This is a genomic window from Actinoplanes sp. G11-F43, assembly GCF_050589265.1.
Classification (GTDB): domain Bacteria; phylum Actinomycetota; class Actinomycetes; order Mycobacteriales; family Micromonosporaceae; genus Actinoplanes.
Genome location: NZ_JBNZCE010000066.1, coordinates 1 through 18855 on the forward strand (window position 1 = coordinate 1; position 18855 = coordinate 18855).

Genomic DNA, 18855 nt, shown 5'->3' on the forward strand with positions numbered 1-18855 from the left:
ACCCCGGACCGGTCAGGAACGCCGCCGCCTCGGCGATCTCCGCCGGGGTGCCGGTGCGGCCCGCGCCGCACGCGTCCAGCATGGCCATCATGTGGGTGCCGGAGGAGGACTGCTGTTCGGCGCGGGCCATCGCGGTGGCGACGACTCCGGGACTGATCGTGTTGATCCGGGCGCCCCGGCGGTTGTAGGGGAGGGCCGCGGCCTGGACACGCACCTGGTTGGCGCGTTTGGCCAGGATGTAGGCGGACACCGGGTCGCCGTCGAACCCGGCCACCACGTCCAGTCCGAGGAGCCGGTCGGCCGGGGCCGTCGCCAGGGCCTGCTCGTCGGCGGCACTGAGCTGGGCGTAGTGGCCGGCCATGCTGGCTACGCAGACCACCGACGTACCGGGGCCGGTCAGGGGCTCGAACTCCTCGATCAGGTAGGCGGTGCCGGCCAGGTCCACCGCCATGATCCGATGGACGGTGGACGTCGCGGCCGACACCCCGGCCGTGTGCACCACCGCGGTCAGGCGGCCCGCCTCCGCCGTGAACGCCGCCAGTCCGGCCACCGAATCCCGGTCGGCGATGTCGGTGACCCGGCCGCGTACGTCGTAACCCTCGGCGTGCAGGGCGCCGACGGTTCGTTCCAGGTGCTCCGGGAAGGCGTCGGCGAGGATCACGGTCCGGCCGCTGCCGATCCGGCGGGCGACGGCGGCGCCCATGCCCCCGGCCCCGGTCACCACGATCACGTCACCGTTGCCGCCGGCCCGGTCGGCGCCAACCGGTACGTCCCTGATGCTCCCGCCACCGGGAGGGTCCGTGGGCGGTCGGGTGGCTGACGACGGTCCGGTCACTGTGACTCCCCGTTGAGGATGGCCTGCCGCCACGGGCGGAGGGCTTTGGGTGGCATACCGGCGGCCAGGGCGCCGACGAGACGCCCGCCTTTGCGGTAGACGGCCAGGACACGGTGTTCGCCCGGTGAGCCCTCGACGATCTCCATGGAGTCGTGGCCGCGGAGGTAGCCGTATGCGTGGATCTTGAGGTCGTACTGGTCGGACCAGAAGTAAGGGACCGTGGCGAACGGCTTTCCGGCCCCCAGCAGGTTGCGGGCCGCGGCCATGCCCTGCTCGGCGGCGTTGGTGCGGTGTTCGATCCGCATCGGGACGCCGAACAGCGGGTTGTACCAACGGGCCACGTCGCCGGCCGCCCAGACCCCCGGCGCCGCCGCGCAGTACTCGTCACACAACACCCCGTCGTCCACGGTCAGACCACTGCCGGCCAGCCAGGACGTGTTGGGTTCGGATCCGATCGCGACGAGCACCTCGTCGGCGGCGTGTACCGTGCCGTCGGCCAGCCGCACCCCGCCGGGTACCAGTGCGTCGACTGCCACGCCGGTTCGCAGGTCGACGCCGTGGGCACGGTGGACGTCGGCGAGCATCCGGCCGATCGGCTCGCCGACGGCGTGGGCGAGCGGGACCGGTGCCGGTTCCAGCACGGTGACCGCGCAGCCGAGGCCGATGGCCACGGCTGCGCATTCCGCGCCGAGGAACCCGGCGCCGATGATGATCACCGCGGTGCCCGGTTGCAGGCGTTTACGCAGTTCTAGAGCCTGATCGACGGTTCGGATGAAGTGTCCGGCCGGTCCGGGGAGGGTTCGTGGCGAGACGCCGGTGGCCACGATCAGACCGTCGAAGGGCACCTCGCCACCGTCACCCAGCGCGACCGTTCTCGTGGACAGGTCGAGCCCGACGGCCGGCACGCCCAGCCGCAACTCCAGCCCCGCCAGCTGCTCGGCGGTCCGCAGCGCGATCCGTGCCGGCTCCCATTCCCCGCTGAGGATCTGTTTGGACAGGGGTGGCCGGTCATACGGCGGATGGCTCTCGTCCCCGATCAGCGTGAGGCTTCCGGCGTACCCCTCCCGGCGCAGTGTCTCGGCCGCAGCCAGGCCCGCCGCCGACGCGCCCACCACGACGATCCGCCTCATCCCTCGACCAGCCGGATCGCCGCCGCCGGGCAGACCGCCGCGGCCTCCCGCGTCGCCTCGTGCTGCTCCTCGGGCGGGGTGTCGTCGAGCAGGATGGCCACGCCGTCGTCGTCACGCTGGTCGAACACGGCCGGGGCGACCATCGCGCACTGCCCGGCCGCCACACACCGGGGCTCGTCGAACTCCACCTTCATCGTCGTCGCTCCTTTCACCAGGTGACCGGAAGTGATTTGAGGCCGTAGGCGACGCCCTCCATCGCGAACTCGACCTGTTCGAACGGCACCGCGAGAGCCAGGGTGGGGATGCGCCGGTAGAGGGTGCCGTAGACGACCTGCAGCTCGACCCGCGCGAGGGACTGGCCGAGGCACTGGTGGACGCCGTAGCCGAAGGCGTGGTGCGAGCGGGCCGGCCTGGTCAGGTCAAGGCGGTCCGGCTCGGGGAACTCCGCCGGGTCATAGTTGGCGCCGGCCAGCTCGAAGATCACCCCGTCGCCGGCCTTGATGGTGGTGCCGTGCAGGTCGATGTCCTCGATGGCGATCCGGCGGATGCCACTGTGCACGATCGTCAGGTAGCGCAGCAGCTCCTCGGCCGCGTTGGCGACGAACTTGGGGTCGTCGGAGTTCTCCCGCATCGTCCGCAACTGATCAGGGTTGCGCAGCAGTGCGAGAGTGCCCAGGGAGATCATGCTGGCGCTGGTCTCGTGGCCGGCGATCAGGATCGCGCTGCCCATCGTGACCGCCTCCACGAAGGTCATCTCGCCGGACCTGACCCGCGTGCCCATCTCGGACAGCACATCGTCGGCCGGGTCGTCGATCTTCCGGGTCAGCAGCGCGCCGAGGTATTCGCCGAGGCCCTGACTGGCCTGCTCACCGGCGTCCGGGTCGGTGTCGTGGCTGATCGCGCGGCGGCTGGCGGTCTGGAAGAACTCGTGATCCTCATACGGCACCCCGAGGATCTCGGTGATCACCAGGGTCGGCACCGGGAGCCCGATGGCCCGTACCAGATCGGTGGGGTTCGGCCCGGCCAGCATGTCGTCGATCAGGCCGTCGATGACGCGCTGGATCCGGGGACGCAGCGCCTCGACGCGTTTGACCATGAAGGGCGCGTTGACCGTACGGCGGAGCCTGGTGTGTTCGGGTGGATCCGTGTTGACGATCAGCTCGGGCATGTGCGGGGCCATCGCGGCGCGCGCCCGGGTCATGTGCGGGTAGCCGGGCCGTTTCTCGTCGATGCTCAGCCGCGGGTCGTTGAGCAGGGCCCGCTGGTCGGCGTGCCGGGTGACGAACCAGGGTGTGCTGCCGTCCCAGATCGTCACCTTGCTGACCGGTTCGGCCTCCCGGATGGCGGCGGCCGGTGCGAACGGGCAGGTGGCCTGCCGGGTCATCGGATAGTAGGGCGTGTCAGACATGCCCGCTATGCAAGCAACGGGTCCTGACGCGACCCGGACACGAACCTGACAGAACCCTGACGTGACTCAGGTCACTCGCCCAGGATGTACCCGAATCCGCGTCTGGTGTGGATCAACGCCGGCCCGGCACCGTCCACCTTCTGCCGCAGCCGGGACATCAGCCGCTCGATCGCGTTGCCACCCCGCGACTCGCCCCACACACTGCGGGCCAGCTGCTCCTTGGACAGCACCCGGCCGGCGTTGACCAGCAGATGACGCAGCATCCGGTACTCCGCGGGGGTCACCTCCAGCTGCCGGTCCCCGCGCCACGCCTGGAACACCACCTCGTCCAGGGTCAGATCCCGGAATTTCAGCACCGGCTGCCGCAACTGGACCCGGACCCGCGCCACCAGCTCCGGGATCCGGCACGGTTTCGTCACGTAGTCCTCGACCTCGGTGCCCAGCTCGGGCAGCAGCATGTCGAGCGCCTCACAGGTGGTCACACAGATGACCGGTGGCCGGTCGGACAGCACCGGCCGGTGCCGGGCCAGATCGAACAGGTCGGGGATCTCGACGTCCACCACGATCAGGTCGTAGTGCCGGGCCCGCAGCGCGGCCATCGCGTCGGCCCCGGTGGCGACCGGGGTGACCAGGTAACCGGCCGCCGACAGCCGGACGGCCACCGACTCCCGCAGACCGGCCTCGGGGACGCTCAACAGCACGCTCTGTTCGACCACGATGTCCAGCATGCCGTCGATCGCCCGCCACCGCGTCATCCCACCGCGGTATTCGAAGCCCCGTACCATCGCGGGGTGACAGTCGCTGAGATCCGGGCCGAGCTGGACGCGCTCGCCGATCCGAAGGTGCTCGCCGTCAACCAGCGCAACGGGGACGACCACGCGGTCAATCTCGGGGCGCTGCGGGCCGTCGCGAAACGGCTCAAGACCCAGCAGGAGCTCGCCGTTCAGCTGTGGGAGACCGGTGACACGGCGGCCCGGCTGCTGGCCCTGCTGATCTGCCGTCCGAAACTGTTCAGCCGGGACGACCTGGACCGGATGCTGCGCGAGTCTCCGACCCCCAAGGTGCAGGACTGGCTGGTCAACTACGTGGTGAAGAAGAGCCCGCACGCCGAGGACCTGCGGGCCGCCTGGCTGGCCGACCCGGACCCGGTGGTCGCCAGCGCGGGCTGGGGGCTCACCGTCGACCGGGTGGCCAGGAAGCCGGACGGCCTGGACCTGCCCGGCCTGCTGGACACCATCGAGCGCGGGATGAAGGACGCCCCGGACCGCCTCCAGTGGTCGATGAACCACTGCCTGTCCCAGATCGGCATCTCGCACGCCGGTCATCGGGAGCGGGCGATCGGGATCGGCGAGCGCCTGCAGGTCCTCAAGGACTACCCCACCCCACCGAACTGCACTTCGCCGTACGCGCCGGTCTGGATCGCCGAGATGGTCCGCCGGTCGTAGCGCTTGACCCTGCCCCGACGGCACGGTTTCCACTGGGCGCATGCCCGATCTCATGAATGCCCGGCCGTTCGGCGCGCACCTGCGCATGAGCTGGTGGAAACCGTTGATCGTGGTGCTCGTGCCACCGATCGTGCTGGTGGTGTTCCAGGTCCTCGGCTACCAGCTGGCCGGGCTCCTGGAAGGCAGCGACGACCCGATGGCGGCGACCGTCACCCCGCTGAAGTTCCTGGCCGTCAACCTGGCCATCATCGCCGCCGGGGTGGTGGCGATCCTGCTCCTGGCCTGGCTGGCCAAGGTGCCGTGGCGTGTTCTGATCAGCTCCCCGCGGGCCTTCGACGCGCGCCGCCTCGGGTGGTACACCGGCGGGGCCGCGGTCCTGGTGGCCGCCGGGATCGGCGTGGTGGCGCTGGTGGCCCCGGACTCCCCGGGATGGATCGCCTTCGGGGTGTCCGGCACGACCGTCGTCATCCTGGTGCTGACCGTGCTGACCACGCCCCTGCAGGCACTCGGTGAGGAGCTGATGTTCCGAAGTGCCGCGCTGCCCGCCGCCGCGTCCTGGGTGCGGGCGGTCCGCCCGGGGCTGGCTCTCGGCCTGGTCGTCTCCAGCCTCGGCTTCGCGCTGCTGCACGGGTCCGCCGACCCCTGGCTGTTCGGCTACTACACGTTCCTCAGCGTGTGCACCGGCCTGATGGCGATCGTGAGTGGCGGCATCGAGGCGCCGGTCGCGTTCCACGTCGCCAACAACGTGCTGTTCACCGGCGTCAACACGCTGATGTCGGACGGTGCGCCGTTCACCATCGATCGTTCGTCCGGAGCCGGCGACGCGTCCGTGCTGATTCTCGGGGCGGTCAACGTGGCGATGCTGGTGCTCGTCGTGCTGCGCGAGCGGAAGGCCCCGCGCGAGTGGAAGGCCCCGCGCGAGTGGAAGGCCCCGCGCGAGTGGAAGGCCCTGCGCCAGCGGAAGGCCCGGCCTGATCCGGTTCGGGCGTACGGTGAATCCGGAAGAGGAGATCATGGCCTGGAGCACCCGCGAGATCGCTGAACTGTCCGGAACCACGGTCAAGACGGTTCGCTACTACCACGAGATCGGCCTGCTCGACGAGCCCGGCCGCAAGTCCAACGGCTACAAGCAGTACGAGATCCATCACCTGCTCCAGCTCCTGCGGATCAAACGGCTGACCGAACTCGGCGTCCCGCTCGCCCGGGTCGCCGATATGGAGGCCGACCCGGACGGCCAGGCCCCGGTGTTCCAGGTCATCGACGCCGAACTGGCCGCCACGGTGGAACGCCTGCAGAACATCCGGCGCGAACTGGCCGTGTTGTCCAGCCCCGGCGCGCGGCCCGACGTCCCGCCCGGTTTCACCGGTGTCACCGGGAACCTGCGGGACAACGACCGCAAACTCCTGATGATCTACGCTCAGTTGTTCTCGGACGAGTCGATGGAGGCGGTCCACCGGATCCTCGGCGACCACCCCAACGACGGCCTGGACGAGGAGTTCCGTGACCTGCCCGAGGACGCCGACGAGGCCACCCGGCAGGCCCTGGCCGAACGGCTCGCCCCACTCATGACCCCGGCGTCGGCTGCCAACCCGGTCAGCCTGGATCCGCGCGGCCCGGCCGACGCCGCCCGAGCCGCCGCGGGCCACGCCTTGGAGGCGCTCTATCACCGAGCCCAGCTCGACGTGCTGCGCCGAGCTCACCGGATCAGCGCCGGTACCGTGCCGAGTTCCGGCGCGGAGCGCCCCGGAACTCGGCACACGGGTTGACCCGGACCACCGCATCCGCCCGGCGCCCGCCGGACGGTCCGGTGTGCCGCCCACCGCGCGCGGACGACACCGGGCGACCCGGTTTCCGAGGGCCCGCCGGGCGTACTTCCCAGGGTTTGACGATGACCGCCGACCTGGAGAATGCCGCAGACCGGGCGCCCTTTCCGTGGCCGATCTTGGAGGATTTGCCACCATTTTTGGTGGTGAATCATCAAAGATATCAGCGGGAACGGCTGGGCTCGGGGAGCGCTGCCGCCGGGAATGAGCGGCCGCCCGGGATGACGGCCGGGCGGCCGGGGGAATCAGTCGCCGTGCTGGGCCGGTGGGCGCGACGGTGGGGGCAGCAGGCGGAGGCGGGCTCGGAGCAACTCGGCGGACAGGTGGTAGTCCGGGGCGTCGTCGTCCTCGTCCGGGGGCGGCGGCGGGGAGTCCGGGTCCTGGTCGTGGTCGGATCGGGCGTTCAGGGCGCGCTCGGCCTCCCAGCGGAAGTCGGCCGGGGCGATCGGCGCGCGGGTGATCACCAGGGTTCGGCTGCCGTCGCCGTGCTGGATCATGTCGGTGACCTGGGGCAGGGCCTCGCCGGGGAAGATCAGGATCTCGGCGGCGGCGTGGCAGTCGCGGTGCACCACGTTGATCGAGAAGCCGTGCGTGCGACCGGCCCGGGTGAACGTGGCGACCAGCACCGACAGGTTGTCGCCGGGGTCGGCGAAGCGCAGCAGTTCGGTGGTGTCGACGGGCAGGCGCAACTCGGCGGCCCAGCCGGGGGCGGCGAGCCCGGCCGTGGTCAGGCGGTGGGCGGCCGTGGCGGCGGCGTCGCCCTCCTCCAGCGCGGCGATCGCGCACAGCACGGCCAGGGCCTCGCGGGAGCCGATCTGCTCCAGGGCCGGCACCACCGCACCGGCCAGTGCCTCGGCGAACCCCTCGCCGGCCTGGTTGCCGACGGCCAGCAGGTTGGCCGCGAACATCTCCACCTCGAGCGGATCCTCGCAGCCGAGCAGGAGCGCGCCCCCGTCGATCAGGTCGTCGATCAGGTCGGCCGGGTCGAGGTCGGTGCCGGAGCAGCCGGGGCAGTCGCACGGCTCGGGCGCGGGCGCCACGGTGCGCAGCACCTGCTGGCCACCGGAGCGGCGGGATGGTGACTTTCTACGGCCTCGGCCTACGGGATTCACCTGGCACATCTTTCTCCACCACGGTTGCGGCGGTGGCGGTGCCCCCGGCGACGGCCAGGACGGTGAACGCGACCGCGACCAGCAGGCCGCCGGCCAGGTAGTCGCCGCGGACGCCGCCGTACGGCAGGAGCGACCCGCCGAGGGCCGCGCCACCGGCGATCCCCACGTTGTACAGCGCGCCCATCATCGCCGACGCCATGTCGGTGCGGCCGGGGGCGATCACCAGGATGCGGCTCTGCACCGCGGACGGCACCTGCGGCAGGGCGAACCCCCAGAGCGCCACCAGCACGATCACCGCGAGCTGATGGTGGGCGGCCAGCCAGAGGCCCAGCGAGACGAGGGCGAGAAGACCCACCGGCAGGAGTACGGAGACACGCGGCGCCCGCTCGGACAGGAACCCGGCGACGGCCACCCCGCCGAGCCCGGCCAGCCCGTTCACCAGCAGGATCGCGCTGATCGAGCCGTCCGGGAACCCGGCCACCCCGGTCAGGAACGGGGTCAGATAGGTGAACGCGGTGAACACCCCGGTGATGGTCAGCGACACCACCACCAGCAGCAGCCGGAAGGCGCGGGCGTCCGGCTCCGGCCCGACCGCGGCATGCCCGTCGCCGGGTGAGCTGGTCGGCAGCAGCAGCGCCACCCCCGCGGTCGCGAACAGGGCCAGCCCGGCCACCGCCAGGAACGCCACCCGCCAGCCGGCCTGCTGACCGAGCCAGGTGGCGGCGGGCAGCCCCAGCACCGGGGCCAGTGAGGAGCCGCCGAAGACCGCGGCCACCGCCCGGCCGCGCATCCGGGGCTCGAACAGGGCCGCGGCGGCGGGTGCGGCGACCGCCCAGAACACCGCCTGGGACAGCGCGGTCACGATCCGCCCGCCGGCCAGCACCGGATAACCACCGACGGTGACGGTGGCGGTGGTGGACACCACGAACACGGCCAGCAGCCCGGTGATCAGGTGCCGCCGGGGGATGCCCCGGACCAGGCGGGTCAACGGCACCGAGAAGATCGCGACGGTCAGCCCGTACACGGTGACCAGCAGTCCGACCGCGGACAGTGACACCCCGAGGTCGGCGGCGATGACCGGCAGCAGACCGACCGGAAGCACCTCGATGGTCAGGTAACAGAACGCCGCCAGCATCAACGACCCGAGGGCGGCGACACTGCGGGCATTGGTGGGCGTACCGCTCATGCTCGTGATTTTTTGGGTCTCAGGCCGCTTCGGCAAGCGATTTGTCCGCGGTGACCCGCGCCCGGCCCGCGTGTTTGCTCTGGTAGAGCAGGGTGTCGGCGTGTTCCAGGAGCTCGGCGGGCGACTGCCGGCCGTCCCATCGGGTGACCCCGGCGGAGAACGTCTGACCGTGCGGGGTGAGCGCCTGCAGACGTTCCACGACGATCCGGGCCTCGTCGACGGTACGGCCGGTCATCAGCACACAGAACTCCTCACCGCCGTACCGGGCCAGCAGGTCGTCACCGCGCAGCCCGCCCAGCCACGCCCCGGCCGCGCCGGTCAGCAGCTCGTCCCCGGCCTGGTGACCGTGCGTGTCGTTGTAGAGCTTGAACCGGTCCAGGTCCAGCAGGGCCACCACCAGCGGATCGCCGGTGGCCGACGAACGGCTCATCGCGGTACGCAGCCGCTCGTCCCAGCGGCGCCGGTTCGCCAGCCCGGTCAGCGGATCCTCGTGCACCAGCACCGACAGTCGCTCGGCCTGCTGCTCGACCCGCATCACCAGACCCGCCATCCGTGCGCTGACCAGCGCGAACAACACGATCGATCCGACCCCGAGCGGCAGCCAGTGGTCGGCGATCCGGCCGGTGGCGCCCTGATGCAGGCTGACCGCCGGGGCGAGCAGGATGGCGGCGGTCAACAGGGCCAGGCGGGGGCGGACGAAACGCGGCGGCTGCTCGACCCGAACGGTGAGCTGCCGCATCGTCGGATGGGCCACCGCCGCGCCGACGAACGCGTTCGCCAGAATCATCGTCACGTCACCGAACGTGCCCGAACCCAGCATGATCGCGGCATCCGAGGCGCACATCAGCGCGAGCGCGGCCAGCAGCAGCCGGAAACTGACGGTCCGCGCGCCAGGCGTGGTCACCAGCAGCGAGATCAACACCAGCAGGGTGATGTCACCGGCCCCGACCAGCAGTTGCAGCCAGGTCAGATCGATCTCCCCGGCGACCATGGTCCAGAACAGCAGGGCGGTCCCGGTGGCGACGATGCCGGCGTCCAGGGCGGTGGTCCGGTCCTGGCCGCCGACCCGGCCCCGGATCAGCCCGATCAGGGCGTGACCGATCAGCGGATAGCCGGCCAGCGACAACACCGCGCTGACATGTGTCCACGGCTGATCATGAGTGACCCGGTCGATGGTCGTGTTGACCAGCCAGAACACCAGGCCGACGGCGAACGCGTACCAGGTCGACGACTGATCCGGCCGGTGCCGGCGCACGCTGTACAGCACGGCGAGGATGCAGGACAGGCCGACGAACGCGTACGCGACGGCGTGCACTTTGTCGGTTTCCGGCAGCAGGGTGTACCCGATCGCCGCGGCGACTCCGGCGTACAGATACAGCTGCCAGCTTCTCGGCATGCGCGCCCCATCGGCGACGGCCGCCCCGACCTGAGAGATCGGGGCGGCCCCGGGATCAACTGTGGAAGCCCTTGGCGATCACCACGATCACCGGTATCAGGGACATCACGAACACCTGCAGGAACATCGCGACGGCCGGCTGATCGACACCGCTCGCCAGCAGCCATGCCGCCACCGAACCGCAGATCGCCAGGTAACCGACGAGCGTCAACAGGGCGATCAGGTTGTGCCGGTCACGCCGGCGATTCTGTTCGAATGCCAGCCACCGTTCCCGGGGTGCTCCGAGTTCCGGTCGCATCTCCTGGTCGAGATTCCAGACGTCCTCGTTCGGATGTGAACCCATCCCTGCTCCTCCTCGGATCGTTGCGGTCCTCCCTGGCCGTTGCGGCCCGGTGCCCAGGACCTCCCCGTCAGGTCATGGGCGCCCGAATGAAGATCCGCGCAGATCGAAGAGCGGACGTCTCAGATGTCCAGAACGATCTCCTTGACGTCGCCGTTCGCCTCGCGCACGACGATGGTGGCGCCGCGTTTGAGGGCCTCATGGAAGTAGTGGTGCATCGAGATGCCCCGGCGCAGCGACTCGGTGATCGTGACGCCGCGCTCCTCGGAGATCTTCTTCAGGGCCGTCGCCGCCTGTGGTGACAGCTTGACGGTCATGCGCACCGCGGTCTGGGTCTGTCCCGTGTCGAGACCGGTCATGCGTTCTCCCATCGTCGGCTCCCTCCACGCTAAACCCGGCACACGCGAAACGCACGCAGAACGCACGCGATTGGCACGTCGGCGCCGGGGCCTGCCGCGACTCCGGGTCGGCTGTCGATGTCAACCCCCTGGGGAGTACGCCCGGCGGGCACTCGGAAACCGGGTCGCTCGATGTCGTCCGCGCCCGCTGGGTGGCACACCGGACCGTCCGGCGGGCGCCGGGCGAATGCGCTGGCCGGGGGATACGCCGCGGCCATTCGTCACCTGCGGATACATCGAGTCGCCTCGCCGGCTGCCGGCCGGGCGTCGCCTCGCCGGCTGCCAGGCGGTCAGGGGGAGAGGAACGTGGCCAGGGCGTCGGCGGTGAAAGCCGCACCCCGGTCGGTCACGTGGAGGCGGTCGTCGTTGTAGAGGCGCAGGGAGTTGTCGGCGGCCGGGGACAGCTGGCGGGCCGCCAGGTCGAAGTAGGCGACCGCGCTGCCACCGCCCGGGCCGCCGGTGTCCTCGTCGGCCACCTCCTGCCACGCCTGGGTGAACCGGGCGAAATCCTGGTCCGGGCGGCCGGCGCTGACCCGGGGCGAGCCGTAGATCACGAAGGACGGTGAGGTGCCGGAGTCACGGCGTACGGCGGCGATGATGCTCTTGAAGTTGGTCTTCATCGTCTCGGCGGGCACGTTGATCCGCCAGTCGTTCACACCCAGCTGAAGGATCACCAGGTGGGGCTGGACGGTGCGCAGCCGGGGCGCCCACGACGCCGCGCCGTCGGCGAAGTCCCCACTGGTCCGGCCGCCGTGACCGCCGTTGACGAGGCGGATGCCGTTGTCGCCGTCGACGGTGGCGAAACCGTGCAGGCCGACCGGGCCGGTCAGGCAGGTGACGACGATCGTGTGCTCGCCGCGGGGGAGTGCCGGCGACGTCCAGCGGGCGTCCCGGTCGGTGGCGGCGGCGTCGGTGCGGACCGGGGCGCCCACCGGGACACCGTCGATGGTCACCGCGAAACGGCCGCCACCGGGCTGCGCCGCGAACCAGACCTGCACGCCGGTGCCCTGGAACCGGTGCGTGGCCGTCTGCCCGGCACTCTGGATCAGCGACTTCAACCCCCAGCCGGCCGTCTTGATCCGCTGGCCGCCGGAGGTGACGACCGGCCAGTCCCGGATCCCGGTGGTGCCCCAGGCGGCCACGTAGTCACCCGAACCACCGCCCGGGAACGCGGTCCGCAGATTGTCGGCGAGCAGATGCGGATAGCCCCGGCCGTACGCCGAAACCCCCACACCCTCACTGGTCGACGAGCCGAGCACGGCGATCACCGCGGGCGCCCAGCGACGGCCCGCCAGCGCCGCGTGCCAGGTCAGCAACGGCAGATCGGCACCGGGCGAGTCGGCACGCGCGGACTCGGCCACCACCGCGCCGACCGCCAGGCCGCCCGCGACCAGACCCCCGGCCCGCATGAAGGTACGGCGATTCGTCACGGCTCCCCCGAACCCTCTTGCCCAGCAACCCTGCCGACATGCTGGCACGCCGCGTCCAGCGGTACAGCCGCCGGTAACTTTCCGGACATGCTGCAACACCGACTGATCGCCGCCGTGGAACAACGCTGCCACCAGGACGGCCGGCTGGCCGCCGCGCTCACCTACGGCTCGTTCGTCACCGGCGAGGCCGACGCCCACAGCGACATCGAGTTCTGGCTGTTCTTCACGACCATGCCCGACCCGTACGAGTGGATCCGCTCGATCGGGTCGAGCCGGCATGTCGTCGTCAACGAATTCGGGGCGCATGTGGCCTTCTTCCCCGGGCTGATCCGGGGCGAGTTCCACTTCGCGCCGGAGGACGACATCGCCTCGGTGGCGGACTGGCCGGCCCGGGGCGCCCCGGTGGACCGGATGATCGTGCTGGACCGGACCGGTGCACTCCGCCGTGCCCTGGACTCTCTGCCCGAGCAGCCGGATGTGCCCGGTTCACTCGGTTCGGTGGGGGAGGTGTGCGGGCGGTTCGCGAATTGGCTGATCCTCGCCCACCAGGTGAGCCTCCGTGGTGAACGGTTGCGGTCCGCCGATGCCCTCGCGCACGCCCGGCGGCACCTGCTGTGGATGGCCCGTCTCGTCACCGGTCACACCGAGCACTGGCTCACCCCGTCCCGGGCCGCCGAGACCGACCTGCCATCAGAGGAGGTGGCCGCGTTGCACGGCGCGACCACACCCGCCGAGATGTGGATCGTGGGCCGCCGCTACTGGCGGATCCTCGCCGGTCCGGCGGCGGTCCCGGAGGCCCTGTTCACCGAGCTGGACGAGGCGCTGTCACCGTCGTAGCAGGCCAACCCCCACCCCGCGTGCCACTTTCCGGCGCGTTCTGGACCGGAAGTCACCACAGGGTGGTTGGTCAGGGCAGCCATCCGGCCATCGGGATGGCGGACCTCCAGGCGGACCGTCGCGACGGTGCCGAGGGCGCACGAGACCGTTTTCGATCCGTTCTCGGGGAGGCGTTCCCGGTGGATCGGGCCGTGTTCGGTGTGGACGACGGCGGTTCCGGCGGGGGCGCCGCTGATCCGGGCGGTCATCCGGTCGGCGGTCACCGTGACATCGACCTGGACCGCACGGGAGCCGGCGATCCAGCTGTGACCGGCGCGGATGGCCGCCAGCACGGCCGGCGCGGTCAATGTGGGAGCCTCGACGACCAGCTGCGGGCTGCCCAGCTGTCCGGCCAGGTGCGCGTCGCTGTTGCCGAGCGCGGGCAGGTGCCCGCCGGCCCAGGTGGCGAGGGCGGACTCGTTGTCGGCCTGCCAGGGCAGGTCGGAGTGCCAGCGCCCGTTCCACACCTCGATCGCGTCGAAGTCGCCGAGCCGGCCCCGGAAGGTGCCGCCCGGATACGGGGCATGTGGATGCGCGACCACACACAACGCCCCGAACCGGCGGGCCGCCGCCACCGAGTCCACGACGACGCCCGGCGGAAGACCCAGGGCCAGCCAGTGCCCGTCCGGCGTGAGCACCTCCTGGCCGGGAATGATCAGCAGGCCGGAATCCGTCCACGACGACGGCTCGAAGGCCGCCTGATGATCGGTGACGGCGATGAAGTCCAGGCCGGCCGCGTGCGCCTCGGCCACGATCCGCTCCGGCGTCAGGTCGGCGCCGTGTGAACGATGGGTGTGGACGTGACAGTCGCCGCGATAGATGGCCATCAGATCCGAAAATACGCTGTCCCCGGCATGCGCGGGGCATACCGGGGACAGGGGTGTGGAGCGGGGGCAAGGGCAGAGTGGGCGTCCCCGTGGAACAGGGGAACAGGTGGTGCGGCGGTACTGGTGGAGCGGGACAAGGTGGAACGGGGAGTGCAGGTAGGGCCGAGGTGCGGGTAGGGCGCGTGCCGGGGCGGAACGGGATCAGGCGCGGTCGCTGAGGCCCGACGCGGCGACCACCGGCAGGTATCCGCGGGCGTGGCCGGTCGCGGTCGGGTGCAGTGCGGTGTCGTTCCGCATGCCTTCGGCGCCGACGAGCCACGGACGGGAACTGCTGCACAGGGCATGCGCGGCGAACTCCTGCTCGACGTCGACGTAGCGGACCCGGTTGCGGGCGGCCGCGGCTGCGATGGCCTTGTTCAGGCGGGCGGCCACCTGGTTGGCGCGGGCGCGCAGTTTGGCGCTGACCGGTACGGCGGGGCAGGACCGGGTGTGCGCGAACGGCAGCGGGTAGCCGGTGACGACGACGCGGGCGTCGGGCGCGGTGCTGGTGACGGCGCGGATCATCCGGTTCAGGTCGCGGGGCAGGCTCTTGGCCAGCTTGCGGTTGATGGTGGTGTTGCCGCGGTGGCAGGCGACTGTCGCGGCCGGGTTGAGGCAGGCTTCGAGGACCTGCCGGAATGCCAGGTCGTTGGCGCCGGCGGTGATGGTGACCAGGCCGGTCTTGGCGGTCAGCGCGGTGGCCTGGCGGATCACGTCGGCGGTGGTGGCGCCGGTGCAGGCGGCGTTGCGGAAGGCGACGGCGCCGTGTGCTTCGCGGGCGAGCAGGGCGGGGTAGGCGGCGGGGGTGCGGCCGCACTTGTCGCGGGTGGGGGTGGAGCCGAACCCGGCGGCGTAGGAGTCGCCGAGGGCGACGTACTGCAGTGGCGCGGGTGCGACGGACACGGCGACGGCGGTGGCGGGTGCGGCCCAGCCGGTGGCGGTCATCGCCACGGTGGCGGCGACGGCCACGACGCGGCGGAAGATCGCTGCTGGATACGACATGTTGGTCTCCGGGTGTGCGGTGGGTCGGGGGGTCAAAACTGGACAGACGCGACCATACATCTCGTTAGCACCCAAATTAGGTATCTTCCGGTCACCCGAAGGAGTGGTCCGGTCGCCAGTCGGCCCCGTGCGGCCGACAGGTCCGGGGACGAATCGAGCGGCCGGGGGAGTGCGCCATGACCCGGGTACTGGTGGTCGACGATGAGCCGGACGTGCGGGATCTGGTGGCGCGCTGGTTGCGCCGGGACGGGCACGAATCCGGGGGCCGGCGCCGCGCACCTGGCCAAGCCGTTCACCGTCGCGGTGCTCGGGCACGCCGTACGCCGGCTCACTCCCGGAGCCGGGGCATGATGCTCGCCGTGTCGATGGCCGGCAACGTGGTCCTCGCGGGCCGGCTGGTGACCCGCCGGTTGCGGGCCGCCCGTCCGGCCGCGCCGGAGAATCAGGACGCCGAACTGATGGCCGCGATCATCGACGCGATGGCCGAGGGGGTGGCTGGTTGTCCGGAGGTGGGTCCCGGTTCACGTTCACGCTGCCCGGGAGCCCGGAGGCGAATCCCGTTCCGGTACGCCGGGAAGCCGCGCTGATAATCCCTTGATCGCGCCGGGGCAGCCGGTATGTTTACGTAAACATACGGACCGAGAGGGGCTGGCGTGCTCGAGACGGCAGGCGACGACTTTCTGTGGCAGGGGAAGCCTTTCCGGATAGTCGCCGGGGCGATGCACTACTTCCGGATCCACCCCGGGCAGTGGGCCGACCGGATCGAGAAGGCGCGGCTGCTGGGCCTCAACACCATCGACGTGTACGTGCCCTGGAACGCCCACCAGCCACAGCCCGGTGAGTTCCACCTGGACGGCATCCTGGATCTGCCCCGCTACCTCACGATGATCGCCGAGGCGGGGCTGAAGGTGCTGTTCCGCCCCGGACCGTACATCTGCGCCGAGTGGGACGGCGGCGGTCTGCCGGCCTGGCTCACCTCGGACGCGTCGGTGCGGCTGCGGACCAGCGACCCGGCGTACCTGAAAGCCGTCGACGACTGGTTCGACCAGCTCATCCCGGTGATCGAGCCGTTCCTCGCGCACAACGGCGGGCCGATCATCGCGGTCCAGGTGGAGAACGAGTACGGCGCGTTCGGCGACGACAAGCAGTACCTTCAGCACATCGTCGACGGGTACCGCCGCCGCGGCATCACCGAGCTGCTGTTCACCTGCGACCAGGTCGACGACACCATGCTGGCGAACGGTGGGCTGGACGGCATCCTGCGCACCGGCACCTTCGGCGGCAAGGTGGACACCGCCCTGGCCACCCTGCGCCGGGCCCAGCCGGCCGGGCCGCTGATGTGCGCCGAGTTCTGGAACGGCTGGTTCGACCACTGGAACGGCCCGCACCACACCCGCGACGCCCAGAGCGCCGCCGACGACCTGGAGAGACTGCTCGCCGCCGGTGGCTCGGTCAGCCTCTACATGTTCCACGGCGGCACCAACTTCGGGTTCACCAGCGGGGCCAACCTCAAGCACGCGTACGAACCCACCGTCACCTCGTACGACTACGACGCCCCACTGTCCGAGAACGGTGACGTCACCCTCAAGTACCGGCTGATGCGCGAGGCCATCGCCCGGCACGTCCCGGTCCCCAGCGAGCCGCTGCCCGGTCCGGCTCCCACGATCGAGCATCGGGGCATCGTGCTGGACTCCGCGGCTCGACTGCTCGACGCGGCGTCCGGAGCAGCGGTGGAGTCGCCGGCACCGATGCGGATGGAGGAGCTGGGCCAGGCGTCCGGCTTCGTGGTCTACGAGACCCGTCTGCCCGCCGCCGGGCCCTCGGTGCTCACGCTGACCTCGTACAGCGACCGGGCCCAGATCTTGATCGACGGCGTCCCCTCCGGGCTGCTGGAACGATCCCGGCACGAGCACTCCCTGCCGATCGTGGTGCCGCGTGACGGCGCGACGCTGACGCTGGTGCTGGAGAACGCCGGCCGGGTCAACTACGGGCCCGGCATGTTCGACCCGAAGGGCCTGCTCGGGCCGGTGACGGTTAATGGCGCCGAGCTGACCGGCTGGACGCAGACCCCGGTCCCGCTCGACGACGTCACCGGCATCGCGTTCGCCCCGGCCGCCACCCCGCTGCCGATCGGGCCGACGCTGCGCCGCGGCACGTTCACCCTCGACACGGTGGCCGATTCCTATCTGGCGCTGCCCGGCTGGGAACGCGGCGCGGCGTGGATCAACGGCTTCCCGCTCGGTCGCTTCGCGGCCCGGGGACCACAGCGGACGTTGTACGTGCCCGGCCCGGTGCTGCGGCCGGGTGTCAACGAGATCGTCGTGCTGGAACTCCAGGCCGCCGCCTCCACCAGCGTCGACCTGCTCGCCGAGCCGGATCTCGGCGTGGTCGCGGACTGAGGATCCTTCGACCTACCCGGTGTACGTGTACGCCGGGTAGGTCAGGTAGCCCTGATCGCCACCCTGGTAGTACGTCGTGTCATCCGCCGGGCTGAGCGGCAGATCAGCCCGCAGGCGCTCCACCAGATCGGGGTTCGCGAGGAACGCCCGCCCGAAACTGATCAGCTCGGCGCCCAGTCCCAGCCAGTGCTCCGCCTCGGCCCGGCCGGTCTGCCGCGGGCCCATCGGCAGCACCGGATTCATGATCAGCACACCCGGCCACGCCTTGCGCAGCCCGAGCAGCACCTCCTCGCCGGCGGTCGCCTCCACGTGCACGTAGGCGATGTCGAGCCGGGCCAGTTCGGTCAGCAGGGCCTCGTACAGTGCCGGCACCTCGGTCTCCGTGACACCCCAGAAGCCGCCGCCGGGGGACAGCCGGATGCCGGTGCGGGCCGCGCCGACCGCGTCCACCGTCTCCTCGACGGCCTCCACCGCGAACCGGATCCGGTTGGTGACCGAGCCGCCGTACCGGTCGGTGCGCAGGTTGGCGTTGCTGGAGAGGAACTGGGAGATCAGGTAGCCGTTGGCGCCGTGCAGTTCCACCCCGTCGAAGCCGGCCCGGACCGCACGTCCGGCCGCGTCCCCGTACGACCGGGCCTGCTCCGGAATCTCGGCCAGGCCGAGCGCGCGGGGGAGCGGGGCGGGCTGCGGGCCGGACGGGGTGAACACGTCACCGGTGGCGGCGACCGCGGACGGCCCGGCCGGGGTCAGCCCGGTGGTCTCCGGGTGCGACACCCGGCCGCCGTGCATCAGCTGGGCGAAGATCCGGCCGCCGTTGACGTGCACCGCATCGGTCACCTGCCGCCACGAGGCGACCTGCTCCTCGGTGTGCAGGCCCGGGGTGCCCGGGTTGGACTGTCCGATCCGGTTCGGCTGTACGCCCTCCGAGACGATCAGGCCGGCGGTGGCCCGCTGGGCGTAGTAGGCGGCCATCGAGGGCGTGGCCAGCCCACCGGCGGCGGCCCGGACCCGGGTCATCGGGGCCATCACCATGCGGTTGGGCAGGGTCAGGTCACCGAGCTGGAAGCAGGGTCATTGCGTTCTGGGGTAACTGCTGGTCACAGCGGTGATGAGGTCGTGTGATCGGCGGTCGGCGCGTCGGTTGGCACGGGCGATGTTGGTGTCGCCGTTGATGCGGTGCCAGCCGATCGCGGTGTTACGCAGGGTGGC

The 18855-nt window shown here is 71.2% G+C and carries 20 protein-coding genes and 1 pseudogene; 7 read left to right on the forward strand and 14 right to left on the reverse strand.

What is annotated here, in order from left to right:
• The 5 genes from ACQ0O7_RS43790 to ACQ0O7_RS43810 form a co-directional block, all read right to left on the reverse strand.
• Positions 1-721 (reverse strand): SDR family oxidoreductase (locus ACQ0O7_RS43790; protein ID WP_430791848.1); only part of this gene is annotated, 721 nt, incomplete at its 3' end.
• Between the two features lie 110 nt (positions 722-831).
• Positions 832-1965: an NAD(P)/FAD-dependent oxidoreductase gene (locus ACQ0O7_RS43795; protein WP_430791849.1), complete on the reverse strand. Its 1134-nt coding sequence runs from the start codon at positions 1963-1965 to the stop codon at positions 832-834.
• Positions 1962-2159 carry a ferredoxin gene (locus ACQ0O7_RS43800; protein ID WP_430791850.1) on the reverse strand — a complete coding sequence of 66 codons (198 nt, stop codon included), beginning with the start codon at positions 2157-2159 and terminating at the stop codon, positions 1962-1964. The genes ACQ0O7_RS43795 and ACQ0O7_RS43800 overlap by 4 nt, the downstream gene beginning before the upstream one ends.
• A gap of 14 nt (positions 2160-2173) precedes the next feature.
• Positions 2174-3373 (reverse strand): cytochrome P450, encoded by a 1200-nt coding sequence (locus ACQ0O7_RS43805; protein WP_430791851.1) that lies wholly within the window; start codon positions 3371-3373, stop codon positions 2174-2176.
• 71 nt (positions 3374-3444) lie between these two features.
• The gene (locus ACQ0O7_RS43810; protein ID WP_430791852.1) at positions 3445-4128 is read right to left on the reverse strand and encodes a response regulator transcription factor; all 684 of its coding nucleotides are present in this window, start codon (positions 4126-4128) and stop codon (positions 3445-3447) included.
• A gap of 36 nt (positions 4129-4164) precedes the next feature.
• Here ACQ0O7_RS43810 and ACQ0O7_RS43815 point away from each other — a divergent pair, with 36 nt between their 5' ends.
• From ACQ0O7_RS43815 to ACQ0O7_RS43825, 3 genes are read left to right on the forward strand one after another with little or no spacing between them, the layout of a single operon-like run.
• Positions 4165-4818: a DNA alkylation repair protein gene (locus tag ACQ0O7_RS43815; RefSeq protein ID WP_430791853.1), complete on the forward strand. Its 654-nt coding sequence runs from the start codon at positions 4165-4167 to the stop codon at positions 4816-4818.
• Between the two features lie 40 nt (positions 4819-4858).
• Positions 4859-5860: a lysostaphin resistance A-like protein gene (locus ACQ0O7_RS43820; RefSeq protein ID WP_430791854.1), complete on the forward strand. Its 1002-nt coding sequence runs from the start codon at positions 4859-4861 to the stop codon at positions 5858-5860.
• A complete protein-coding gene (locus ACQ0O7_RS43825) occupies positions 5832-6584 on the forward strand; it encodes a MerR family transcriptional regulator (protein ID WP_430791855.1) in 753 nt (250 codons plus the stop codon). Before ACQ0O7_RS43820 ends, ACQ0O7_RS43825 begins: the two co-directional genes overlap by 29 nt.
• 302 nt (positions 6585-6886) lie before the next feature.
• Here the strand turns inward: ACQ0O7_RS43825 and ACQ0O7_RS43830 are convergent, their stop codons facing one another.
• The 6 genes from ACQ0O7_RS43830 to ACQ0O7_RS43855 all read right to left on the reverse strand — a co-directional run bounded on the left by ACQ0O7_RS43830 (position 6887) and on the right by ACQ0O7_RS43855 (position 12503).
• Positions 6887-7693, reverse strand: coding sequence for a hypothetical protein (locus ACQ0O7_RS43830; RefSeq protein ID WP_430791856.1), 807 nt, complete (start codon positions 7691-7693; stop codon positions 6887-6889).
• 34 nt (positions 7694-7727) lie between these two features.
• Positions 7728-8939 (reverse strand): MFS transporter, encoded by a 1212-nt coding sequence (locus ACQ0O7_RS43835; RefSeq protein ID WP_430791857.1) that lies wholly within the window; start codon positions 8937-8939, stop codon positions 7728-7730.
• A gap of 19 nt (positions 8940-8958) precedes the next feature.
• A complete protein-coding gene (locus tag ACQ0O7_RS43840; protein ID WP_430791858.1) occupies positions 8959-10335 on the reverse strand; it encodes a diguanylate cyclase domain-containing protein in 1377 nt (458 codons plus the stop codon).
• A 55-nt stretch (positions 10336-10390) separates the two neighbouring features.
• Complete coding sequence (locus ACQ0O7_RS43845) at positions 10391-10678, reverse strand: hypothetical protein (RefSeq protein WP_430791859.1); 288 nt, start codon at positions 10676-10678, stop codon at positions 10391-10393.
• A 119-nt stretch (positions 10679-10797) separates the two neighbouring features.
• Entirely contained in the window at positions 10798-11034 is a 237-nt protein-coding gene (locus tag ACQ0O7_RS43850; RefSeq protein WP_430791860.1) for a hypothetical protein, read from the reverse strand.
• 329 nt (positions 11035-11363) lie between these two features.
• On the reverse strand, positions 11364-12503 hold the full coding sequence (locus tag ACQ0O7_RS43855; protein ID WP_430791861.1) for a GDSL-type esterase/lipase family protein: 1140 nt from the start codon (positions 12501-12503) through the stop codon (positions 11364-11366).
• Between the two features lie 87 nt (positions 12504-12590).
• Between ACQ0O7_RS43855 and ACQ0O7_RS43860 the strand changes: the two genes are divergently transcribed.
• Entirely contained in the window at positions 12591-13340 is a 750-nt protein-coding gene (locus ACQ0O7_RS43860; RefSeq protein WP_430791862.1) for a hypothetical protein, read from the forward strand.
• Here ACQ0O7_RS43860 and ACQ0O7_RS43865 read toward each other — a convergent pair.
• Positions 13259-14206: a CehA/McbA family metallohydrolase gene (locus ACQ0O7_RS43865; protein ID WP_430791863.1), complete on the reverse strand. Its 948-nt coding sequence runs from the start codon at positions 14204-14206 to the stop codon at positions 13259-13261. The genes ACQ0O7_RS43860 and ACQ0O7_RS43865 overlap by 82 nt on opposite strands.
• Before the next feature lie 201 nt (positions 14207-14407).
• Positions 14408-15247: an SGNH/GDSL hydrolase family protein gene (locus ACQ0O7_RS43870; protein WP_430791864.1), complete on the reverse strand. Its 840-nt coding sequence runs from the start codon at positions 15245-15247 to the stop codon at positions 14408-14410.
• A 201-nt stretch (positions 15248-15448) separates the two neighbouring features.
• Between ACQ0O7_RS43870 and ACQ0O7_RS43875 the strand changes: the two genes are divergently transcribed.
• The 3 genes from ACQ0O7_RS43875 (at position 15449) to ACQ0O7_RS43885 (ending at position 17646) form a co-directional block, all read left to right on the forward strand.
• On the forward strand, positions 15449-15598 hold the full coding sequence (locus ACQ0O7_RS43875; protein WP_430791865.1) for a hypothetical protein: 150 nt from the start codon (positions 15449-15451) through the stop codon (positions 15596-15598).
• A complete protein-coding gene (locus ACQ0O7_RS43880; protein WP_430791866.1) occupies positions 15595-15834 on the forward strand; it encodes a hypothetical protein in 240 nt (79 codons plus the stop codon). The genes ACQ0O7_RS43875 and ACQ0O7_RS43880 overlap by 4 nt, the downstream gene beginning before the upstream one ends.
• A 66-nt stretch (positions 15835-15900) precedes the next feature.
• Positions 15901-17646: a beta-galactosidase gene (locus ACQ0O7_RS43885; RefSeq protein ID WP_430791867.1), complete on the forward strand. Its 1746-nt coding sequence runs from the start codon at positions 15901-15903 to the stop codon at positions 17644-17646.
• Positions 17647-17658: 12 nt separating this feature from the next.
• Here the strand turns inward: ACQ0O7_RS43885 and ACQ0O7_RS43890 are convergent.
• Positions 17659-18699: pseudogene (locus ACQ0O7_RS43890) on the reverse strand (alkene reductase); the annotation flags it as partial.
• Between the last annotated feature and the right edge of the window lie 156 nt (positions 18700-18855).